The sequence below is a fragment of the Streptomyces sp. NPDC054796 genome, from assembly GCF_053611545.1.
Genome location: NZ_JBSHAO010000031.1, coordinates 1 through 20,493, shown reverse-complemented (window position 1 = coordinate 20,493; position 20,493 = coordinate 1). Strand labels below are relative to the sequence as shown.

At 70.0% G+C, this 20,493-nt stretch carries 17 protein-coding genes and 1 pseudogene; 8 read left to right on the top strand and 10 right to left on the bottom strand.

From position 1 onward, the window contains the following. The first annotated feature begins 127 nt into the window (after positions 1 to 127). From ACWGJ2_RS24285 to ACWGJ2_RS24275, 3 genes are all read left to right on the top strand, one after another. A complete protein-coding gene (locus tag ACWGJ2_RS24285) occupies positions 128 to 589 on the top strand; it encodes a glycine-rich domain-containing protein (protein ID WP_453348304.1) in 462 nt (153 codons plus the stop codon). 155 nt (positions 590 to 744) lie between these two features. Continuing rightward, positions 745 to 1,425, top strand: a complete 681-nt coding sequence (locus tag ACWGJ2_RS24280) for a class I SAM-dependent methyltransferase (protein WP_453348303.1) — start codon at positions 745 to 747, stop codon at positions 1,423 to 1,425. After that, entirely contained in the window at positions 1,422 to 1,607 is a 186-nt protein-coding gene (locus ACWGJ2_RS24275) for a hypothetical protein (protein ID WP_453348302.1), read from the top strand. Before ACWGJ2_RS24280 ends, ACWGJ2_RS24275 begins: the two co-directional genes overlap by 4 nt. Positions 1,608 to 1,714: 107 nt before the next feature. Here the strand turns inward: ACWGJ2_RS24275 and ACWGJ2_RS24270 are convergent, their stop codons facing one another. Further along, entirely contained in the window at positions 1,715 to 2,035 is a 321-nt protein-coding gene (locus ACWGJ2_RS24270) for a hypothetical protein (protein WP_453348301.1), read from the bottom strand. A 262-nt stretch (positions 2,036 to 2,297) separates the two neighbouring features. Between ACWGJ2_RS24270 and ACWGJ2_RS24265 the strand changes: the two genes are divergently transcribed. Beyond that, positions 2,298 to 2,759 (top strand): hypothetical protein, encoded by a 462-nt coding sequence (locus ACWGJ2_RS24265; protein WP_453348300.1) that lies wholly within the window; start codon positions 2,298 to 2,300, stop codon positions 2,757 to 2,759. Here the strand turns inward: ACWGJ2_RS24265 and ACWGJ2_RS24260 are convergent. Both ACWGJ2_RS24260 and ACWGJ2_RS24255 read right to left on the bottom strand, forming a co-directional pair. Further along, positions 2,756 to 6,370, bottom strand: a complete 3,615-nt coding sequence (locus tag ACWGJ2_RS24260; protein WP_453348299.1) for a hypothetical protein — start codon at positions 6,368 to 6,370, stop codon at positions 2,756 to 2,758. The two genes, ACWGJ2_RS24265 and ACWGJ2_RS24260, sit on opposite strands and share 4 nt — an antisense overlap. Continuing rightward, the gene (locus ACWGJ2_RS24255) at positions 6,367 to 7,263 is read right to left on the bottom strand and encodes an S-4TM family putative pore-forming effector (RefSeq protein ID WP_453348298.1); all 897 of its coding nucleotides are present in this window, start codon (positions 7,261 to 7,263) and stop codon (positions 6,367 to 6,369) included. The genes ACWGJ2_RS24260 and ACWGJ2_RS24255 overlap by 4 nt, the downstream gene beginning before the upstream one ends. 833 nt (positions 7,264 to 8,096) lie before the next feature. Here ACWGJ2_RS24255 and ACWGJ2_RS24250 point away from each other — a divergent pair. Both ACWGJ2_RS24250 and ACWGJ2_RS24245 read left to right on the top strand, forming a co-directional pair. Further along, positions 8,097 to 8,876: pseudogene (locus ACWGJ2_RS24250) on the top strand (AfsR/SARP family transcriptional regulator); the annotation flags it as partial. 369 nt (positions 8,877 to 9,245) lie between these two features. Then, complete coding sequence (locus ACWGJ2_RS24245; RefSeq protein ID WP_453348384.1) at positions 9,246 to 11,270, top strand: tetratricopeptide repeat protein; 2,025 nt, start codon at positions 9,246 to 9,248, stop codon at positions 11,268 to 11,270. Positions 11,271 to 11,378: 108 nt separating this feature from the next. Here ACWGJ2_RS24245 and ACWGJ2_RS24240 read toward each other — a convergent pair whose 3' ends face one another. The 5 genes from ACWGJ2_RS24240 to ACWGJ2_RS24220 form a co-directional block, all read right to left on the bottom strand. After that, positions 11,379 to 12,191 (bottom strand): cutinase family protein, encoded by an 813-nt coding sequence (locus ACWGJ2_RS24240; protein ID WP_453348297.1) that lies wholly within the window; start codon positions 12,189 to 12,191, stop codon positions 11,379 to 11,381. Between the two features lie 191 nt (positions 12,192 to 12,382). Next, on the bottom strand, positions 12,383 to 13,384 hold the full coding sequence (locus ACWGJ2_RS24235) for a GNAT family N-acetyltransferase (protein WP_453348296.1): 1,002 nt from the start codon (positions 13,382 to 13,384) through the stop codon (positions 12,383 to 12,385). Between the two features lie 103 nt (positions 13,385 to 13,487). Next, positions 13,488 to 14,006, bottom strand: a complete 519-nt coding sequence (locus tag ACWGJ2_RS24230) for a hypothetical protein (protein ID WP_453348295.1) — start codon at positions 14,004 to 14,006, stop codon at positions 13,488 to 13,490. A 170-nt stretch (positions 14,007 to 14,176) separates the two neighbouring features. Then, entirely contained in the window at positions 14,177 to 15,052 is an 876-nt protein-coding gene (locus ACWGJ2_RS24225) for a CPBP family intramembrane glutamic endopeptidase (protein ID WP_453348294.1), read from the bottom strand. A gap of 195 nt (positions 15,053 to 15,247) precedes the next feature. Further along, positions 15,248 to 16,177 (bottom strand): alpha/beta hydrolase, encoded by a 930-nt coding sequence (locus ACWGJ2_RS24220; protein WP_453348383.1) that lies wholly within the window; start codon positions 16,175 to 16,177, stop codon positions 15,248 to 15,250. Between the two features lie 88 nt (positions 16,178 to 16,265). Between ACWGJ2_RS24220 and ACWGJ2_RS24215 the strand changes: the two genes are divergently transcribed. Continuing rightward, positions 16,266 to 16,838: a helix-turn-helix domain-containing protein gene (locus ACWGJ2_RS24215; protein WP_453348293.1), complete on the top strand. Its 573-nt coding sequence runs from the start codon at positions 16,266 to 16,268 to the stop codon at positions 16,836 to 16,838. A 58-nt stretch (positions 16,839 to 16,896) separates the two neighbouring features. Here ACWGJ2_RS24215 and ACWGJ2_RS24210 read toward each other — a convergent pair whose 3' ends face one another. Together ACWGJ2_RS24210 and ACWGJ2_RS24205 are read right to left on the bottom strand one after the other, a co-directional pair. Continuing rightward, a complete protein-coding gene (locus ACWGJ2_RS24210; RefSeq protein ID WP_453348292.1) occupies positions 16,897 to 17,727 on the bottom strand; it encodes a DUF4232 domain-containing protein in 831 nt (276 codons plus the stop codon). Positions 17,728 to 17,890: 163 nt separating this feature from the next. Next, on the bottom strand, positions 17,891 to 19,726 hold the full coding sequence (locus tag ACWGJ2_RS24205; protein WP_453348291.1) for a serine/threonine-protein kinase: 1,836 nt from the start codon (positions 19,724 to 19,726) through the stop codon (positions 17,891 to 17,893). 77 nt (positions 19,727 to 19,803) lie between these two features. On the opposite strand from ACWGJ2_RS24205, the gene ACWGJ2_RS24200 reads away from it, so the two are divergent. Next, the gene (locus tag ACWGJ2_RS24200) at positions 19,804 to 20,409 is read left to right on the top strand and encodes an RNA polymerase sigma factor (protein ID WP_453348382.1); all 606 of its coding nucleotides are present in this window, start codon (positions 19,804 to 19,806) and stop codon (positions 20,407 to 20,409) included. Positions 20,410 to 20,493 lie beyond the last annotated feature (84 nt).

Below are 20,493 nucleotides of genomic sequence, written 5' to 3'. Positions count from 1 at the left end.
GGGCATTCGGGCAGCATGTGCGGGATCCGCACACCGTGTGCGCCCTTCCGGGCGGCTGTGGGCAGCGGGCCGCCGCAGCGGTCTCCTGGAAGCACAGCAGGAAACCCCCTCTTCCTGGAGGCATCCCATGGCAACGGCAACCCCTGTACGGACCGGCGGGAGCGAGAAGACCGCCCTGCGCGACCCGCGGCAGTTCCTCGCCCCCGAGGTCTGGGACCGGGAGATCAAGCTCCTGGTGCGTGACTACCCCTTCGACACCGTCATGGCCGAGCGGCTCTTCGGACAGGCCATCGCCTACCTGATCACCGCGATGGAGAAGTGGGGCGAGAAGCTGGAGATCGGCTGCGGCCAGCTCGTCGACACCGCCGTCCACGCGCTGATCCTCGACACCCGCAACTACGCCGACTTCTGCCAGCGGCACTTCGGACGCTTCCTGCACCACGTCCCCGAGATCGACCGCAAGGCGGACGGCACCGTGATGCGCACCGCCGGCGTCATCGAGGCGAACGGCTTCATCGTCGACTGGCCGCTGTGGGAGAAGGACTCCCTCGCGTGCACCCCGTGCGCGCACGGCACCAACTGCCACTGAACCGCACCACTGCGGGGGCCGGGACAGCACATCCCGGCCCCCGCCCCCGTGCTCCCGACCGCCCCTCCCGGGCGAATTCCCCGAATACGGCGGTGACCTCACCTCGCGGCTGCGTACCGTGGCGCCTCCCCGGCCACCCACGGACAAGGCTGCGCATGGACACCACGGACCTCACCGGATACTGGGACCGCTACGCCGCGAACGTCCCCGAACAGAGCGACGCCCAAGCCCTGAAGACAGCGTTCGGCTGGACCCAGTACGAGGGCCACGGCCCCGGCGACGAACTCCTCGGCGAGCCCGCCACCGCCCTGGAACTGGGATCCGGACGCGGCAACGAGGTAGCCGCCCTGGCCACCAAGGGCATCGCCACCACCGGCATCGACCTCTCCCCCCACTTCTGCGAACAGGCCCGCACCCGCTGGGCCCACCTGCCCGCCGCCACCTTCCTCCACGCCGACGCGCTCGACTTCCTCGGCAAGGCCCGGGAACAGTGGGACGCGATCTACTCGATCTTCGGCGCGTGCTGGTTCACCGACCCCGAGCGGCTGCTGCCCCTGATCCGGGACCGGCTGACCCCCGGCGGACGGCTCGTCTTCTCCCACGCCCCGGCCGTCCCCGGCGCCTACGGCATCCAGGGCATGTACGCCAACGGCTTCACCGGCCGCCGCAACCACGTCCACCGCTGGGCCTACGAACCCGACGAATGGGCCGCCCAGCTCCACCGACACGGCTACACCGACATCAACGTCCGCCTCCTCGACGCCCTCGACCCGCGCGACGTCGGCACCCTCCTCGCCCAAGCCCGACGCCCGTATACGCCGATGTGTGTCCGGTGACCGCCCCTTGCTCCGAGCCGACCTCGCCCTCGGACGGCTGGAGGTCCCTCCCCGAGGTCTACAGCGCCGTCTACTGGCTCGCTACGGAGGGCGACCTCCCTGTCCGGGACGCCCGCGTCCGCATCTGCTCCGACGGCGCGGTGCCCCTGGAGGTCAGGGGCTGGAGCGCCACCATCGACTGACACCTAGCTGTTCGCCAGGCCATACACGGTGCCGTTGCATTGGGCAAAGGTGGCCAGATCACCGGATGTACTGCCGCGACCGTGCAGGTCGAACTCCCAGGCCATTGTCAACGGCCGAAGGGCCACAGCGATAGTTTGCGTCGCCGCTTACCCAGGACCTTGCGCACCATATGCCTGGGAATATCGTGGCGGCGCCGACGGTAGTAAATCACTGCGTACACCTCGTCAGGCGTGAACCTGGGGTATTCCGCCGCAACCTGGCGAATGTACCGGGTCTTGGCGTTGTCGAGCCCGTCACCGGCCGGTGGGATGCGACGCCGAAGGGGCCGACGGATGCGGCGGCCAGAGTTGTCGAAGTAGACCACGCGCACCTCCCCCAGCAACGTCAGATGATCCGACGCTAGAGGAGCGGAGCGTTGCAGGTCCATGACTGATCGTGCGCAACCATGACCGTCCGCTGGCAGGTTCCTGCCCCGTCCTAAGCTATCGGCTGCCGTTCCGGCTGGTAGCCCGGCGGTCACAGGGAGGTGCAGGATCACGGCAACCGTTCATGTCGCGGTCCTGGACCCCTTGCCAATGTTTCGGCGTGGGGTCGCAGCATCCCTGTCGGGCCTGGGGCACCTGGTAGAGGAGCCTACGAACGCCGAAACTTGGTTGCGCGAACGTCCGGGCGGGGTGGTGGTGTTGACCGTGAACTCCGCAGAAGACCTGGACCGGCTGACCACTCTCTGCCTTCTGCGGCCCCGCCCACTCGTCGTCGCGCTGTCATCCGCTGACGACGCCTCGCTGGGCGTGCGTGCCATGCGGGCTGGCGCCCGGTCGGTAGTAGCGCGCGAGGCGACGGCGTCGACATTGCAACGGGCGGTGTCCGCGACCCTCAACGGCGAGGCTGTCATGCCGGCCAATGTGGCCGATCTCCTGGTGACCGGAAGGGGCGGCCGGGTCCGACGCGGTTCAACTCCCTCTGCGGAGCAAGTCGCATGGTTGCGCCAACTCTCCGACGGCCGGACCGTGTCCCAGTTGGCCTTTGACACCGGCTACTCGGAGCGAGCGATGTACCGGCTGCTCCGGGCGCTTTACCAGAAGCTCGGCGTCAGCACTCGCCTGGAAGCCATCATGCTGGCGCATGACAGGGGCTGGTTCGGTAACTAAGCAACACGGCCTGGTCGTATGCGTGCCAGCTCCGTAAGTACCGGTTCAAGGTGTGGGTCGCCACTGGCCAGAGTCTCCACCATGAACCTCAACCGGTCGTCCAGCCCCGGCGTCCGCTCGGCTGAGTCCGGCCGTGCCCGACGGAACGCCTCTAACGCTGTCGCAGGTTCTGCCTCGCCGAGGAGGACCGAATAGCACTGGGCTATCCCCGTGAAGTCCCAGGCGACCAAGTCGTTCGGATCCGCCTGAGTGCGACTGCTCGCCTCGTCGCGGAGTTGTCGGAAGAGATCCCTTGCAGTGCCCGGGAGACCGGAATGGTGCGCGATGATCCCCCGCAGTGCGGGTGCCACTGTGTCCCGGTCAGCGCCTACCCGATACCGGGCCGACTCCTCAATCGCTTTTCGGGCCGCCGAAAAATCGTCCAAGTGCAGGTGAGCGTGAGCCAGTATGGTGAGCGACCGCCGCAGATTGATCGGATCTCGGCGGTCACGCGCGATGCCGATTGCCCGCTCGGCCGCCGATCGCGCCTCGACGTACCTATCCCGATAGAGGTACAGGTCGGCCTTCGAGCTGAACAGGTCCGCCTGTGCCGAGGGACTTGGACGGGCCGTGATCAGCTCACCACACCTGGCCAGCATCGTCAGCGCGTCTCGGATTTCGTCCAACTCGGCGTACCAGCCGGCCAGCCGCAGTGCGATGTCGGATGCCAGTCCGACATCGGTCTCACGGGCGGCTCCGAAAGCCGAGAGAGCATCCGTGATCGCGCGCCGATAGTTGCCATGCCGCTGTCGGCAATCAGCCAACCCGATTAATGCGGCGGCACGGTCGCCGCCATCGTCATGGTCCTCACCGGCCAGCCCCAAAGCATACCCATAGTGCTTCTCGGCCTCCACGAGATGTCCGTGTTCCCAGAACATGTAGCCCATGCCTATATGGATACGGCGTATCGCCTCGCGGTCCTGGTATTCCTGGCTAATGTTCAGCGCCGCCTTGTAAACTGACAGAGCGGAGGGGAAATCGCCACTGTACGAATAGATATCCCCTAGCGCGGCGAGGTTCATCATCTCGCCTTCTCGATCGTCACCGAGCTGGCCACACACGGCTTCCCGCTGGGTACGCAACTCCACCCCGCTGCCCCAGAGGTTCACAAGATCGTCCATCGCCTCGATGAGGCTGTGCGCCTCTTCATACATTCCGGCCCGCAGCCAGACGTCGACGCGCGCGAAGTGCATGTCCAGGTCGACCATGCCGTGGACGTCGTCTTCGTCGTTCTGCATGTCGTGCAACACCTCGGCCGCTCTCAGGACGAGTTCGCGCCGGGTTGGCGGCTCGCCCTCGCCCGCCCACCGATCACCTCCGTCCAACCGACTGAGAACTGCCCCGATCTCGGTCTTTCGCAGATACAGGCGGCCGTCTCGGCGCTCCAGAACAAGACGAGCCGCTACGAGCGCATGCAAAGCTGGCTCAACTCGTGACGCTGGCACGTACGGCTCTAGGACACCGATGATGACTTCGGTGCTGACCGGGATGCCAAGCGCCGCCAGACCCTCCGCCACCCGCTGCTGTTCGGCGGGAAGCTGGTCGACGAATTTGTACACCAGGCGATGGTGTACCTCGCTCGCCGACACAGAAGACAACCATGCTCCGATCTCATGAATCTGTAGCCCCGGCGGATCGCTACTAAGGACCGCAACGAGCAATTCGGCGAGCCGCGGGTTACCGGCCAGACGACCGTGAATGCGCCGCAGATCGTCCTCGGGTAGAGCGGCCAGGCCGTACTTGCCACTCGGATCAAGTACGGCGAAATGATCCCGCAGCGAGGGTGGTTCAAGCCCCTCCAACCTGATCTGACTCGCGGTTTCCGTCCACGCCACGCCTGGCGTCGCGGAGGGTACGTGCTGGGTCACGAAAACGACCTTGACGACGGAGTGCGACCGGCATTGCACAGCCTCCAGCGCCAGGTCCAGCTCTGAGTCGCGCAGAACGTGCCCCTCTTTGAGGAGGTTCTCCGCCGAATCGATCACGATCACCGGCCGGATGCCGCCGGTTTCGTCAAGATCGTCCAAAGCGATCTCCAGTCGTGCCCGTGCGGAGGGACCAGCTACCTGACTCGATCGGGGTGGTTCGATGTCCTCGATCAAGGCGAGCACGCCGATCTCCCCGTACGGCGTGGCTTCGTGCCAGCGAACCGCTGAAGACTCCTCGTCCGGATCGGCCCAGCCCAGATCAGCGAGCACCTCGCGCACGAGCGCCGTCTTGCCTATCCCGGCCGGGCCGCTGACCACGATTACGGAGGTGACCTCGTCGTCCAGCGCCGCGCGAAGGCGACTTCGCTGACCCGTCCGGTCGACGAAGATGGGTTCGCCCCGCGCCTTTCGGCCGGTTGCCCGCGTCGCCACCGTGCCAGTCGCCCCGAGAACCTCTCCCGCGTCGAAGGGTATCGTCAGGGCCATCTGAGGGTCCCCCGGCCCGAGCAGAACTCGGGTGAGCCTGCCTGCCAATCGCGAGCACCAGCGACGAGCATCCGCCGTACCTGACGTGTATGCGCTGTGCAACATCGCCTGGGCGAGGAGGGAAACCTTCAGCTGCTGATACCAGAGCGCCGAATCCCAGCTCTTTCCGACGACGAACTGGAGCGCAGGTTCTCGAAGCGCATCAATAACCTTGCGCACCTTACCCGTCATGCCGTCGTCGAGACGTCCGTCACGCTTGTCGCGCTCCAGGTAGGTGAGGAAGGTCGACTGGCTGTCCGAAGAGGAAGCCCCGATCTCGCGCCAGCAGAGCGAGATCAGCAGAGTCGCGAGATCTCGGCTTAGCGGTGCCCGCGCATCGTAGGTAGCGAGGTCGATCAGCCTGAAGCCGGACGGATCGACGGTCCCGTCGTGCTCGGGTATGAGGACGTTGTCCCCGTGCAAGTCGCCGTGTGCCCGGCCCACCAGATAGTCAATCCTCATCCGTGTCGCGGGCGTGTCCTCGGCGAACAGGCGCCACGGATTGGGCAGCGGAATATCCTCGCCCGGCAGTTCCAGATAAGCGGGCGCGAGCAGACCGCGATATTGCGCCCAGCCGTGTAGCCATCCCCCCTTCTTGAAACTATCACCCAGTTCACACATCAGCAGTTCGGCTACTGTCGACTGCTCGCTGTCGTACCAGTCACCAGTCCACCCGAAGAGCATCTTGTCCCAGATCGCCTTGCAGACGTCAGCCAGTTGGTCGAGTTCCACCGTTCCCAACGGAATCCCGTCAGCCTTGGATTGGCCGATAACGAGAACATTCTGGGGGCACGTAACCGGCGAAAAGGCGATCTCAGTGAGGTGCCGCTGGCGGAACTCCTGGGGCGCCTCTGTCATAGCCGCAGAATGCAGTCGGCTCTCCCTTCGGTGGCTCATCGGCACCGGATGACAGAGTTTGATCACACACCAACGCGGTTTGGGCTGCCCTTTGACGTTAGCCAACTGCGCCTTCGCCAGCCGCGCCCCGGTGTAGCCGCGACGGAGCGCCTTGACGGTGCCACTACGGATCTCAAGGCCATTGTCGAGTAGCGACTCGATGACCGCCGACGCGACGGCAGCGTCCCCGAACTCGCGAGTCAGCTCCTCCAGGGCGGTCATGATCGAGGAAACCTCGCTTCCAGCTCTTGCATTCTGATCCGGAAGTCGCACTTGTCCTGGTCGTGGTAACGCCGGAAGTACCAGGATGGCAGCCGCGGCTGGAGCCGCCGCATCTGATAGAGCGTGTCCTGAACCTGACGAGCGAAGCTGTTCAGCGCGACCTGTGTGGAGATCGTCGGTTGCGTAGGATCGTCGATAACCGCACGCACCAACCCGAGGACGCGCAGCCTTTCCTGAATGCTCGCCATCTGAGTGCGGTACGTATCCAGGCACAGGAGCAATAGGCCGAGCGAGGGAACGAACCACCCGGTGACCAGCCGACTTACCGTTGCGCCTGTGGCAAGGGTAAGCAGGACACCCGCCGTGGACCACAGCACTAGCACGCCGAGCATCAACTGGGCGAAGCGAAGCCGAATCCGGGATCCCCAGGCCAGATTCTGTTCCAGGCAGAAGAGCACGTCGTAGGGCTCGATGGCACGCAGCACGAGGTAGTAGCCTCGCAACCGGTCCTCGCCGCCGCGGAAGCGCCTGCTAAGGCGGCTCACCTCGTCGTCGCCGATCCGGTTCCCGGCCACCACGCTGTTCCACGGCAGGCCAAGCACGTCGGCGTCAAACATCTCCTGAAGAGTCGCGGCGATCCGCAGGTACCTCTCGGACCAGGGTGCCACCACCCCCTTGTAGAGCGCGGCCCAGAGGGTGCCGCCGAGAATGATGACGGGGCCGTACCGCGAATCTGGCCCGGTCAGCAGGCCAGCGAGGGCTAAGGCGATCGAGACGGCGAAGATCAACGTCTGCGCCCGCTGGTTGCGGAGGTAAGCCACGGCGATGGCTTTGAGTACGCGCATGGCTGCGGCGCTCTCCTGCTGGTCCGCGATGGGATGAGTGCTCGTCAACGTCCCCCCTGCGTGTGCGGTTCTACGCAGCGAGTCTCACACGTCTCGTAGTCCCGTCGGTACAGTCAGTTGCTTCCTGTAACTAACTGTGCGCCCGCCATCAGTCCGCATACCTATGCCGACGCGGATCTTCGAGCGCCCTCCGCCCGTCCTGGCCGACTCGGCAACGCCTACATGCACGAGGAAGAGATCCATCTGTACCCGGCGGCCCCCGATCTCCGCCTCAGCACCGGTGACCATCAACCCGGCGAACCCCCGACGCCGTAGGACTCGCGTCTCACAGGCGATCCCACATTCATATCTCCGCGCGCGGGAATCTGCCCAGCTTGACCGACCGCGGGCATCTTCACCTGAGCAACAACGCACGCTAGCCCACCTGCGAAGCTGGTCCTCTTCACCTCACGGCCCGCTCCGCTAACCACCGCCCCGGACGCCCCCAAACCCTCGTGCCACGCCCGTGCCAGCCAGGCCGGTACAGCAAGGTCAACACCGGCCACCCACCTCACCACGCATCACCCCCGCACGCAGAGAAACCCCAGTTCAGGCCCCAGGCCAAGCCGCAGGCGCAAGAGATTCCCAAGCTCAGAGCGCGGGTTCGATTCCCGTCGCCCGCTCCACCACGAACCCCCAGGTCGAAGACCTGGGGGTTGTTTGTTGTGCGAGGGCGCTACCGGTCGCGTGGCCGTTGCGTGGTCGGGAAGGCGGCTACGCCGCCAGCATGCCGGGTCCGGGTTTGGTTGTTTTGCAGTGGCAGTGTGGTGTCGCCGTACGCGATGAGCGCAGGTCTTGTGGGGGTCGCCGCAGGGTGGTTGAGGGGTGGGTAGGCTCGCTGAGTGCCGATTCCGCGCGATTTGTCCACGGAAGCAAATCAGCAACTTCGCTTCACTCTGCTCGGGCCTCCCCAGGCCCGGCGCGGGGACGTGGACCTGGAGCTGGGGCCGGTGCGTGAGCAGGCGCTCCTGGTCGCCCTGCTGCTCCGGCCGGGCAGGACCGTCAGCCGGCAGCAACTGCTCGACGGGGTCTGGGGCACGGAGCCCCCCGGCACGGGCAACAGGGTGATCCCCGTCTATGTGCACCGGATACGGCGACGCCTGGACGCCCACGGGGAAGCCCCGGCCGGGGAGGGCACGGCCCGGTCCGTGATCGGCACCGTTCGGGGCGGCTACCGCTTCGCTCCGGGCAGCGCGCGGGTGGACGTGGCGCGGTGGGAGGAGGCCGCCGCCGAGGGGCGTGCGGCGCGGGACTCCGGGGACCTGGACGCCGCCGTCGACGCGTGGTCCCGCGCGCTGGGGCTGTTCTACGGCGAGCCACTGGCCGGAATCCCCGGCCCCTTCGCGGAAGGGGAGCGGCTGCGGCTGGCGGAGCAGCGGCTCTTGTCGGTGCAGGACAAGGTGGACTGCCAGCTCCGTTCCGGACGGCACGCGGAGGCCGTCGCGGAGCTGTTCTCCCTGACGACGGCCCACCCCTACAACGAGGCGCTGGCCACCCTGCTCATGCGTGCCCTCCACGCCGCCAACCGGCAGGCCGACGCGCTGGACGTCTACGCCGCCGTGCGCCGTCGGCTGGTGGACGAGCAAGGCGTGGAGCCCGGCGCCGAACTGCGGCGGGTGCACGCGGCGGTTCTCCGTGGCGACGACGCCTCCTTACTCGGCGGGCCCGACAGGCCCGACAGGCCCGGCAGACCCAACAGGCCCGGCAGGTCCAGCAGGTCCAACGGCAAAAGCGGCAACCGCAGCAGCGGCGACCCCGTACCGCAAGCGCGGGCTCCGCAGCGCGCGACGTCCCCACCGGACCCGCCTGCCGGACCCCGGCGGCCCGACCACGCCCGCCGCACGCACCAGGCCCGGCTCGAACTGCCCGTCGAGACGGGCAACTTCACGGGCAGGGACCGGCAGCACCAGCTTCTCGTCGCGCCCGCCGACGCACGCGAGGTCACCGTCCGCGCTGTGGACGGCATGGCCGGGGTCGGGAAGACAGCGCTGGTGGTGCGCGCGGCGAGCGCCCTGCGGGACCGGTACCCCGACGGCTGCCTGTTCGTGGAGCTGCACGGGCACCGCGCCGACCGCGAGACGGCGGGGCGGCAGCGCGTACTGCGCCGGTTGCTGCGCTCCGTGGGCGCGGGGGAGGGGGAGGACTCCGAGGACCTGGACGAGCTGGCCGCGTCGTGGCGCGCAGCGACCGCCTCCCTCCGGCTGCTCCTCGTGCTCGACGACGCGGCGCGCGCCGAGCAGGTGCGCCCCCTGCTCCCCGCCGGCCGCGGCTCGCTGGTGCTGGTGACGAGCCGCCGCCGGCTGACGGGCCTCGACGCGGACCGCAGGGTCTCGCTGTCCCCGCTCGGCATCGACGAGGCGACGGGGCTGCTGACCCGCATCGTCGGCCGCGAGGAGAACGGGAGTGACGGGGGCGACGGCGACCGCGACCGCGACGATCGGGCCGACCGGACGCGGGTGGCCGTGCGCGAACTCGCCACGCTGTGCGGACGGCTCCCGCTCGCGCTGCGCATCGTCGGGGCGCGGATACAGGACCGCCCGTCGTGGGCGGTGGAGTCCCTGGTGGCGCGGCTGACGGACGACGAGCGCCGCCTCGACGAACTGGCGGTGGAGGACCGCAGCGTCGAAGCCGCGTTCCGGCTCTCCTACGCGCAGCTTCCGGCCGCCGAGCAGCGCGCGTTCCGCGCCCTGGGCCTGTCGCCGACCGTACGGCTGGACCGGCTGACGCTGGCGGCGCTGCTCGGCTGGGCGCCTCCCGAGGCCGAGCGCGCGCTGGAGAGCCTGGCCGACGCGAGCCTGGTGCAGCGGGTGACCGCCGAGCGCTACCGCCTGCACGACCTGGTCGCGGTCTACGCCCGTCGCGTCGCCGCCGCGTCGCCACCCGACGAGGCAGCGGCGGCCCGCGAAGGGGTGTTCCGGCTGTACGTGGCCGCCGCGCGGTGCGCGAGCGACTGGGGCACGTCGTCCTGCCCGACAGGACCGCAGGGCAACGGCCCCTTCGCCGACTGGGAGGAGGCGACGGCCTGGCTGGACGAGGCGGGCGGTGAACTCGTCGACGTGACCGGCCAGGCGGTGGAAGCGGGCAGGCTGGACGAGGCGTGCTGGATCGCCGAGGGCCTCGTCGACTACCTCACCCGGCAGGGCCGCTTCCACGAGTGCCGCACCACGCTGGAGTCGCTGCTGCCGCTGCTGGGCCGGGCCACCGACCGTCGGATGGACTCGGCGCTGCGCTCGGGACTGGGCATCCTGTACGGGGTGCAGGGCCGTTACGAGCAGGCGCGGGACTGGTTCACGGAGGCGCTGGACATCAGCCGTCGGGCCGGTGACGAGCATGAACAGGCCAGGGCCTCGGCCGGTCTCGGCACCTTCACCAATCTGGAGGGTCGGATCGCCGAGTCCATGGAGCATTTCGCCGAAGTCCTCCGTCTCGCGGGCGGGTTGACGCATGACGACTGGCTCACCGGCTCGATCATGACGCGGGCAGGTGACATGCACCATCAGCTCGGGGAGCACGACAAGGCGTACGACCGCTATCTGAAGGCGATCGCCCTGGCCGAGAAGGCGGGCAGCCCCCGGCTCCACGGCAAGACGCTGCTGCGCCTCGGCGGGCTCCAACTCGACCTCGGCCGGCCCGCCGAGGCCGTCGGCACCCTCGGGAAGGCCGAGGACCTGGCCAGACGCCTCGGGGACCTTCCCCTGTACTCCGCCGTCCTCGACCGGCTGTCCACGGCCGAGGCGGACCTGGGCAACCAGGGCGCCGCCGCCGAACTCCGCCGCCGGGCGCGCACGGTGCTGGACGAGGAGGCCGGCTCGGCGCCGGAGATCGCGATACGGCACCGGCTGGTCTGGAACGAAGCGGAGGCCGGGGACCTGTCCGGGTCCCGCGACTTCTTCGAACGCGGCACCGCGCTCCCCGACGCCGACGACAACCGGGCGAGGATCTCCCGGGTGCTGGACGACTTGGGGGACCGGCGGGCGCGGCCGGAGCGGGACGGACCGGGCCCGGCCGGAGCATGACCGGCCGGGCCGTCGTCCCCCTGTTTCCCCCTGTTCCCCCGTGTCCCCCGCTCCCCTGTTTCCCCGTGCCCCCTGGGGGCGCCCCCTGCCCCCGTTACGTCAGGCGTCCTACACCGGGTCCCCGTTCTGGTTCAGCCACTGGACGCCGCTCTCACCGGTCCGGGTGAGGTTCTTGGGGATGACGGACTCCGGGTACTTCGGGTGCAGGGTGAAGTAGTTGGGCGCGTTCGCGGGGGACCTCAGATCGCACACCGGGTCGCCGACGATGCAGTACCGCTTGACCGGGATGCCGTTGAACTCCGCGGGCCCCGCGCCGGGGGAGGTGGCCACCCCGGGGATGCCCAGTCCCCTGGGGAGGTGCGCCCCGAGGCCGGTCTCGGGCTGCATCGGGTCGGCGTAGAGGACGCCGTCGACCTGCGAGAGCGGGATCCCGGTGTCGCCGCCCGCGATCTGCTGGAGCACCTCGTCCGCCGCCTGCGCGCCCTGGGAGTAGCCGGTGATCGTGATCCGCGCGTCGGGGTGGGCCTCGTGGGTGTCCTTCGCCGCCTGGAGTCCCCGCTCGACGCCGACGCGCACGCTGGCGTCGTAGGTCGGCGCGGTGAGCGCCTCGGGGTGCACCTGCCCGGAAGGCTCGACGAGGGCGCCGGTGGGGCCGATGATCGGGCCCGCGGTGGCCGGGTAGCACACCTTGACCGCAGAGGAGCCGAGGCCGAGCGCGTTGTTCGCGGTGTCGTAGGTGGTCGTCGTGGTGGGGCAGCCGTCCTTGTCCTGCGTGGGCCCTGTACCGCCGATCTGGATGTAGTAGTGCCCCGCGTCGGCCGCCTGCGCGGCGGACGGGAACGCGACAGCGGTGCCCGCGGTCAGCACCGCCGCGACGGCCGCGGCACGAACGGACCGCCCCACCTTGCTCGTCTTCGACATGAGTGATGTCCCCCTTGGGTTGTGAACCTGCCTGGCTACCAACGCGTCTGACGCTAGGCAGCGGTGATCACATCCCGTTGACATGTCGATGACTGCGCAGGTGGGGCGGCTGTGGTGGCGCTGTGCCGCGAGCGAGTGCGGGCGCAGCCGCTCGGCCGCTCGGCCGCTCAGCCGCTCAGCCGCTCAGCCGCTCAGCCGCGGATCAGGATGACGAGGACGCCCAGCCAGCACAGCCCCACCAGGACGGGGAGACACACCATGACGGCCCCGGTCGGCGACACCTTCAGATAGGCGTTCCCCGGCTCGCCCGAATGCCAGGTCACTATTCTCTGGCCACCGTGCCAGGCCATGAATTCCTCAAGCTCGGTCAGCGCCGACTTGCGCGCCAGCAGGTATTTCCGCCCGAAGGCCAGCATGATGGCGAAGGCGAGGGAGGACCCGACTCCGATGACCGCGATGATGACGGCAATGGCCTTCCCGAACTCCCCGCCCGAGCTCGCGTTGTCGAGCGCGAAGGCCGTGGCGGCCGCGAGGCCGGCGGTGATGTAGAAGAAGTTGTTCAACTTCTGCCAGTTGGTGTTGTCCTCGTGCTTGTACAGGTCGACGGAGATCGCGTACTGGGCGTGCAGCATGGCCTCTCTCGGCTTGCGCCACACCCAGACCACCCGGGGCATTCCGTCGGGAGGGGTCATCCGCGTGAGTTCCTGGAACCCCATTTTCTGGTGGAACCTCGCGGAGGCCAGGTTGGGCGGCCTGTTGACCACCGCCGCGATCACGGGGCTCTCCTCCCACCGCTCCAGTACGTGGTAGTAGAGCATCGAGGCGATGCCGCCGCGTGCGGCGTCCCTCGCCACGCAGATCTGCTTGATGACGAGAAAGCGGCCGAGCGTCGTCCTGATCCGCCGGTTCAGCCACTCGTCCTGCCCGACCCGCTCGGAGCTGTAGGCGAGCAGGAACGCGAGCACCTTCGTGCCCTTGACCGCCACGTAGAAGCATTCGGCGGTCGCCAGCCGGGAGCGGTAGTCGGCCTCGGTGTACGCGGACACCAGGAACCCGTCCGCCACCGCCCTGCCTTCGTGAGCCCGCGCCGCGCTGCCTAAGCTCCGCGACTCCGCGAGCCGGACGATCTGTGGAATATGGGCCTCACTCGCCTGCACCACCTGAACCTGCTCGCCCTCCGGCACACGCGTCACTCCCCTCCATGTGCGTACCTCGCCGTTCAGAGGTGCCCAACGTAGCGCCGCCGCAGGCGCCTGGAGGTGATTTTTTCGCCGGGGTGCGGCCCGTCGCCTTACGTCAAATACGGGTCCAGCGCCACGCGTTCGAGCTGTAGGCGCATTTGATCCTCGTGCCGCTCGCGGTGGTGGTCGTCGCGCCGTGGTCGCTGTTGCGGCAGAACTGGCCCGCTGAGTAACAGTTACCCGAGCTGGAGACGATCGAGCATGTGCCGGAGCTGTCCTCGTCGGCGCTGTCACTGCCGCTGCCGGAGCCGGAGTCCGCGGCCTTGGCGGGGGCCGTCTTGGTGACGGTGACCGTGGGGCCCGGCTTCGCCTTGGCCTTGGTGGTCTCGGTGACGGTCGGGCCGGGCTCGGGCTCGGCCGTGGTGGTCGCGGTCGCGGTGACGGTCGTCGCGGGCCTGGCGGTGTTCCCCGCGGGCTGCGATCCGTCGCTCCCGACGGCGCCGAAGAGCGTCCCCACGAGGAACAGCGCCGCTCCCCCCGCCCACACGAGCGCGCGCTGGTGGAGCGGCCGGGTGTCGGGCGGGCGCGGCGTCGGCGGTGTCGGCGGTATGGGCGTGGTGTACGGGTCGGTCATTTCGTCCCCCCAGTGCATTTCGCGTGACGTGACCGTAGTGCTCTACAGAGGCGACATGTGAGGGGTAAGTGGGAGAAGTGGCCATTCTGTGACCACGACCCGCACGGGCCCCGGCCGCACCGTGTCGAGCGGTGCGGCCAGGGGCCCGGGGGGCGGAGAGGAGGGAGGGGTCAGGCTCCGGGGTGGGTGACCAGTGGTGCCGGGGCGGTGGCGGGGCGGGGTTCGGCGGAGGCGTGGGGGGCCGGGCGGCGGTGGGTCGCCAGCAGGAGCAGCGCGAGCAGCGTCTGGGTCGCGATGATGGCGCCCTGCACCAGGGGCGCCTCGACGCCCAGCATCGTCATGCTCCCGTTGGTCGCGAAGTGCACCGCTACGGCGGCGAAGACACCGGCGCGCTCGTAGGCGTAACCGGTCAGCAGCGCCATCGGAATGGTGCTGACCGCGAAGAGCAGGCCGCCCAGGGTGTCGAGGCCCAGCTTCTGCTGGACGGTGCCGTTGATGAGGAACAGCGGCAGGTGCCATATGGCCCAGACGACGCCGACCAGCAGGCTGGTCAGGAAGCGGCCCATCGAGGCGCGCAGCCGGGGGTACATCGTGCCGCGCCAGCCCGCCTCCTCGGACAGCGGCCCTGAGACCAGGATGCTGACGAAGAACGGCGCGGCGCCGCCCGCCGTCTTGAACAGGCCGTCGGCCGCCGACAGGTTCACGTCGGGGCCGCCCAGCGCACGGGCCAGCAGCGCGCCTCCCACGACGCTCGCGACGGTGAGCACCAGCATCAGCGGCGCCCAGAACAGCGCCCTGGGGCGAGTGCGGACGGCGTGCTCCGGTGCGGGTTCCTTGCGTCGGGCCCGTCGGACACGGAGCGCGAGCGCGCCGAACAGCGGCCCGAAGGCGCCGAGCAGATAGGGCGCGACGGCGGGCGCGGACATCGCCGTCCCGCCGAGCGCCATCGCGAGGGCCCAGGCGGTCCAGCTCGTGAGGAAGGTGACGGCCAGGAAGAGGGGGAGGCCGCCGCCGCGCCGACGGGTGGGAGTGGTGGTCGCGCTCATGACGTCAGTCCTTTACGGGGTTCGCGTGGATGCGGGCATGGGTGTGGGCATGGGTAAGGGCATGGGCATGGGCATGCCAAGGACAGGGCCGACACCGCCCCTGGGGCGGCGGGCCGGGTTCACAGAGCCGGAGGGGGAAGGGAGGGGGAAGGGAGGAGGAAGGGGGAAGGCGGGCCGAGGCGGCAGCGCCCGCGTTCAGGAGGAGGCCGTGCGCTCCGTTTCCCGCGTCGTCCCCCCGGGCGTCTCGCCGAGCCGGCGCCCGAGCCAGTCGGCGACCAGCCCCAGCACGTCGGCGTCGACGGGCTCGCGCAGCAGCCGCCGGTAGGAGCGCACCGAGGGCGTCCCCTCGTCGCGGCGCAGCAGATGGGTGAGGCCGGGCATCCGGTGGACCTCGGCCCCGCCGGGCACCAGGCGGCGGATCTCGTCCAGGTCGGCGGGATCGACCTGGAGGTCCTTCTCCCCCGTGACGGCCAGCACGGGCGCCCGCACGTCCGCGAGGTCGGCGCGAGTGTCGTGGCGCAGCATCTCCCGCATCCAGCGCGCGTTCATGGGCAGCAGCCCCGCCACGCGCGTCACGTCCGTGGTCGTGTGCTTGAGCCGGTCGAGCTGCCGGGCGATCAGCGCGCGCACGAGCCGCCGTACGGGCGCGGGGAGGCCGCGTGTGACCGAGCGGGTCTGCCAGCGGAAGGCGTCCTCGCCGGTACGGGCGAACCCGGCCAGCAGCACCACGGCGCTGACGTCAGGACGCGCGCCGAGGGCCATGGCGTGCAGGGCGCCCTCGCTGTGGCCGGCCACGCCGATCGCGTCGGCGCGGATGTCGGCGTGCGCGGCCAGTGCGCGGACCGCGGCGGCGGCGTCCTCGCGGTTGCCGGTGAATCCGGCCGCACGCCAGTCGCCGGGGGTCTCGCCGGTGCCGCGCCGGTCGTACCGCAGTACGGCGATCCCCTCCGCCGCCAGCGCGGCGGCCATCGGGGCGCCCAGGTCAAGGCGGAGCTTGGCGCTGTTGCCTTCGCGGTCGATCGGTCCCGATCCGTGCAGCAGCAGGACCGCCGGGTGCGGGCCAGGACCCGCGGGCAGGGTCAGCGTTCCCGCCAGGGGCACCGCGTCGTCCGCGATGACCGTCATATCGATGTTGCGCACGCTTACGCCTCTCGCTTCCCGCCCTCATCAATCTCAACAGTGAGAACGTTATCAGACGTGAGATCATAGCGTCATGACGAACGCGAATCTTCTTCTCCACCCCGTCCGGCTGCGCATCCTCCAGACGCTCGTCGGCTCCGAGCCGCTGACGACCGCGCAGTTGCGGGACCGTCTGCCCGACGTCCCGCCGGCGACGATGTACCGGCACATCGCCACGCTCACCAAGGCGGGCGTGCTGGAGGTGGTGGGCGAGAAGAAGGTGCGCGGGACGGTGGAGCGCAGCTACCAGGTGCGCCAGGACCGGGCGCTCGTCGACGAGGACGCGCGGACGGCGATGACGCCGGACGACCACCGGCAGGCGTTCACCGCGTTCTCGGGCGCGATGATGTCGGACTTCGAGCGCTATCTCTCCCGCGACGGCATCGAGCCCGCCTCCGACGGCCTGATGTACCGGCAGGGCGCGGTGTGGCTGACCCGCGAGGAGTACGAGGCGCTGGTCGAGGAGATCCAGAAGGCGGTCACCTCACGCACCACGAGCACCCCCGGCGACGGCCGCACCCGCCATCTCGTCAGCATCGTCGTCGTGCCGGACGAGCTGGGTCAGGGCGCCGACGGCGACGACGGCGACGACCGCGGCGAGACGTAGTCCCGGAGCCCTCGGAGCCCCCGGAGCCCTCGACGGCAACGGCCCTCGACAGCCCGGATCAGGAGCCGGTGCCCGCCGTGAGGGGACCCACCTTCGGGACCGAGCCCTCATTCGAGTTGGTGACGGGGTCGCCGTTCCAGGGGGTGGGCAGGGACGCCTGCTGGTCCGGGGGCGTGATGACGACCGTGGCGGGAGTGACCGTCTCGACGCCGGTCATCTGGACGTTGGCGAAGCTGAGCGGCGCCCAGGCGCTGTTCCCGGCGCTCAGCTCGACGGTGGAGGGCTGGCCCGGCGCGCGCGTCGGATCGACGGAGACCTGCTTGCCCGCGCCGTCGACGAACGCCACTCCCGGGTAGCCGTGGACGGTGCAGGTGCGGCCCGAGTTGTTGGTGAGGATCAGCGCGTAGTTCTGCTGGCCCCCGCCCGGATGGTTGGGGCCGACCGAAGCGTCCAGGTCCGACGCGAGGCAGGCGCCGCCCGCCTCGCCCCCGCCGCCGCTCACGGCCCCGCCCACCGCGCCGCCCTGGCCCTCGGACTCGGAAGGGGACGTCTGGCCGCCTCCCCCGGCCGAGCCGCCGCCCGAGCCCTTCTCCCCCTTCGCGGAGGACGGGCCCGAACTGGGTTTGCCGCTCTTGGACGCCTTGCCGTCGGGGCTCTTGCTCGCGCCGTCCGACGCGTCGCCCCCGGCGGGCGCGGCCGTACCCGACACCTTGTGGGGCCCGGAAGCACCGGCGACCTTGTCGCCGCAGCCGGACAGCACTGCCGTCGCCGCCAGGACCACAGCGGCAGCCACGGTGAGCCGGACACGCACACCCGGGCGCGCGGTGACCGGACCGCCGGCGGTGCCGGTAACCGGCCCGGCGGCCGGTATGTCCTGGTGCTGTGTCATGGTGCTGCCGTCACTTCCTGGTCGTTCCTTCACACGGTGGGCCCCGCCGCTCGCGGCATGCCACGCGCCCCGTATCCCCCGCCTGCCCCCACAGGCGTACACAAACACGCCACGTGGGCTCCGGCGAAAGGGTTCATGATCCGCTCACCTCGGTTCATGTTGTTCATGAACCGCTCACCTTCAGGCTCCGCAGCACCGCGTCCGTGCGCTCGGCGCAGTCCGCGTCGCAGCGGATCTGCACATATACCTGCGGCACGCCCTTCTTCTTCGAGGTGAGCCCGATCTCCCGCAGCGAGTGCCCGGGGGAGTCGCAGGAGGACCAGGAGCGGACGCTGCCGCGCCACGCCGAGCTGCTGTAGGCGCGGCTGCCGCCGTACGAGCAGCCGCCGTGCTTGATCCCCGCGACCTTGTCCGTCAGCGCGTTCGCCTTGGCGCCTTCGGCCTGCCGCACCCCGCCGGTGCCGATGAAGACGCCGCTGATGTCCGCCGTGAGGTCGGGCCAACTGCTCACGTCCTCCGCGACGAGCAGGCCGGGCGCGTGCTTCGTGCTCAGGCCGAGCGAGGAAGGACTCCAGCCGGAATCCACCGCCTCGTCCGCCCACTCGGCCGGGACGTCGACACTGACCCGCTTCGTGGAGTCGCTCACCTGGACCGTGCTGGCGGGGGCCGGGCTGCCGTCGTTCTGTGTGATGGCCACGCCCAGCGCCGCCACCAGCGCCGCCGCCACGACACCGACCACGACGGCCTTCCCGCGCGCCCGGCCGCGCCGGGTGCTGACGCCGGAACCGGGGCCGGAGCCGGAGCCGGAGCCGGACGAGGAGAGGACCTCGGCGGAGGACGAGAACGACGACGGGGACGACTGGGGCGACGGGGAAGCGGACGGCGCAGGGGAGGGGGCAGCGGGCGGGGACGGGGCCGGAGACGGGCTTGCGGGCGGGTGCTCGGCGACCGCCTTCTCCGGTTCCGGCGCGGGCTCGGGCGCGCGCTCAGGCGCCGGTGAGGGCGCGGGCTCGGGAACCGGTGAGGGCGCGGGTTCCGGCACGGGGGAGGGTTCCGGCACGGGGGACGGCGAGGGCGGTGCGGACTTCGGGGCCGACTCCGGCTCCGCTATGGAGGACCCCCACCCCCACAGCGACGACGGCTCCCCCGTCGGCACGGGCGACGCGGGAGGCGCGGGGGACTGCGACTCCCCCGCACCCGCGGCGACCTGCTCCGCGAGCGCGTCCAGCTCCTCGGCGAACGCCGCAGCGGTGGGCCAGCGGTTCTTCCGGTCGGGCTCCATGGCGCGGGAGACGGCGTGCACCACCCCGGGCGGCAGCCCCTCGCGCAACTGGTCCAGCGGCATGACCTTGTCGGGCGAGGCCGGTACCGTCCCGGTCATCAGGTGGTACAGGACAGCGCCCAGGCTGTAGACGTCGGCGCGGCCGTCGATGCCCTCGTACGGCTCCGCCTGCTCGGGAGCCATGTAGCCGACGGAACCCGCCACCACCGTCAGCCCCGAAGCCTGCGCGAGGTTCTTGGCGAGGCCGAGGTCGGAGACCAGGACGCGTTCCCGGCCCGCGGTGCCCCCGCCGGCCAGCAGCACGTTCGACGGCTTCAGATCGCGGTGCACGATCCCCGTCTCGTGCAGCCCCTGGACGCCGCGCGCCACCTGCGCCATCAGCTCCAATGCCTCGGAGACCGGGAGGGGGCCCGCCATCATGCGGTCCTCCACGGTGCCGCGGTCGGCGTACTCCATGACGAAGTAGGGGCGCTCGTCGCTCAGCTCACCGATGTCGAAGACCTGGACCACGCCACCGGCCGTCGCCTTGCGCAACAGCCGTGCCTCGTCCAGGAAGCGTTCTCGGATATCCATGCGGAAGGCCCAGTTCTCGGCCATCACCTTGATCGCGACGGGCGCCTGGAGTCTGTCGTCGTGTGCCAGCCATACGACGGCGAAGGCCCCCGCCCCGAGACGTCGCTCCACTCGGTAACGGCCGATCTGATCAAGTGCGGGCATGCCCCTTATGATGCCTTGATGTGTCCACCGCCTCAGCAGACGCCGTGAACGAGCCAGACAGGCCCGACAAGACCGACATACCCGGCACCCCCGGTGCGGGTACCGGTACGCGAAAGGGTGCCGGTGGTGAGGACACCGAGGCCCTCGCCACGCGTGCCGCCGCCGGTGACTCCGCAGCACTTGATCAGCTCCTACGGGCGATCCGCCCCGAGATCGTACGGCGCTGCGGCCGTTTCCTCCTGTTCCGCGAGGACGCGGAGGAGGCAGCACAGGACGTGCTGCTCCAGGTCGCGCGCAACATCCACCGCTTCGAGGGGCGCAGCCGCTTCAGCACCTGGCTGCACACCGTCGTCGCCAACTGCGCGCGCCAGAAGTACCGCGAACTGAAGCGGCGCTCGGCCGAGCAGCCCCTCGCCTCGCACCCCGAGTACGAGAGCGGCGCCCCCGACCCGCGCACGACCAGCGTCATCGCCGGTTCCCGCGTGGACTTCCTGGAGGCGCTGGAGAAGCTGGACCGCGACAGCCCCCACCTGGTGGCCCCGCTCGTGTACCGGGACCTGTGCCAGATGGAGTACGCGGAGATCGTCGACCGGCTCGGCATCCCGCTCGGCACCGTGAAGTCCCGCCTGCACCACGCCCGCCGTCAGATCCGCCCCTGGCTCTCGGGCAGCTCCGACGGCTGACGGACGGGGGACGCGGCGCCGACGGTCACGTACCGGCCGGCCTGACGGTTGTCCGACGGGCGCGGGGCCGGGCCGGGTGCGGCC

Coding starts and splice junctions, on each gene's coding strand:
- ACWGJ2_RS24285 (WP_453348304.1), top strand. CDS start 128: ATGGCAACGGCAACCCCTGTACGGACCGGCGGGAGCGAGAAGACCGCC.
- ACWGJ2_RS24280 (WP_453348303.1), top strand. CDS start 745: ATGGACACCACGGACCTCACCGGATACTGGGACCGCTACGCCGCGAAC.
- ACWGJ2_RS24270 (WP_453348301.1), bottom strand. CDS start 2,035: ATGGACCTGCAACGCTCCGCTCCTCTAGCGTCGGATCATCTGACGTTG.
- ACWGJ2_RS24260 (WP_453348299.1), bottom strand. CDS start 6,370: ATGACCGCCCTGGAGGAGCTGACTCGCGAGTTCGGGGACGCTGCCGTC.
- ACWGJ2_RS24240 (WP_453348297.1), bottom strand. CDS start 12,191: ATGTCGAAGACGAGCAAGGTGGGGCGGTCCGTTCGTGCCGCGGCCGTC.
- ACWGJ2_RS24230 (WP_453348295.1), bottom strand. CDS start 14,006: ATGACCGACCCGTACACCACGCCCATACCGCCGACACCGCCGACGCCG.
- ACWGJ2_RS24225 (WP_453348294.1), bottom strand. CDS start 15,052: ATGAGCGCGACCACCACTCCCACCCGTCGGCGCGGCGGCGGCCTCCCC.
- ACWGJ2_RS24220 (WP_453348383.1), bottom strand. CDS start 16,177: ATGACGGTCATCGCGGACGACGCGGTGCCCCTGGCGGGAACGCTGACC.
- ACWGJ2_RS24215 (WP_453348293.1), top strand. CDS start 16,266: ATGACGAACGCGAATCTTCTTCTCCACCCCGTCCGGCTGCGCATCCTC.
- ACWGJ2_RS24210 (WP_453348292.1), bottom strand. CDS start 17,727: ATGACACAGCACCAGGACATACCGGCCGCCGGGCCGGTTACCGGCACC.
- ACWGJ2_RS24205 (WP_453348291.1), bottom strand. CDS start 19,726: ATGCCCGCACTTGATCAGATCGGCCGTTACCGAGTGGAGCGACGTCTC.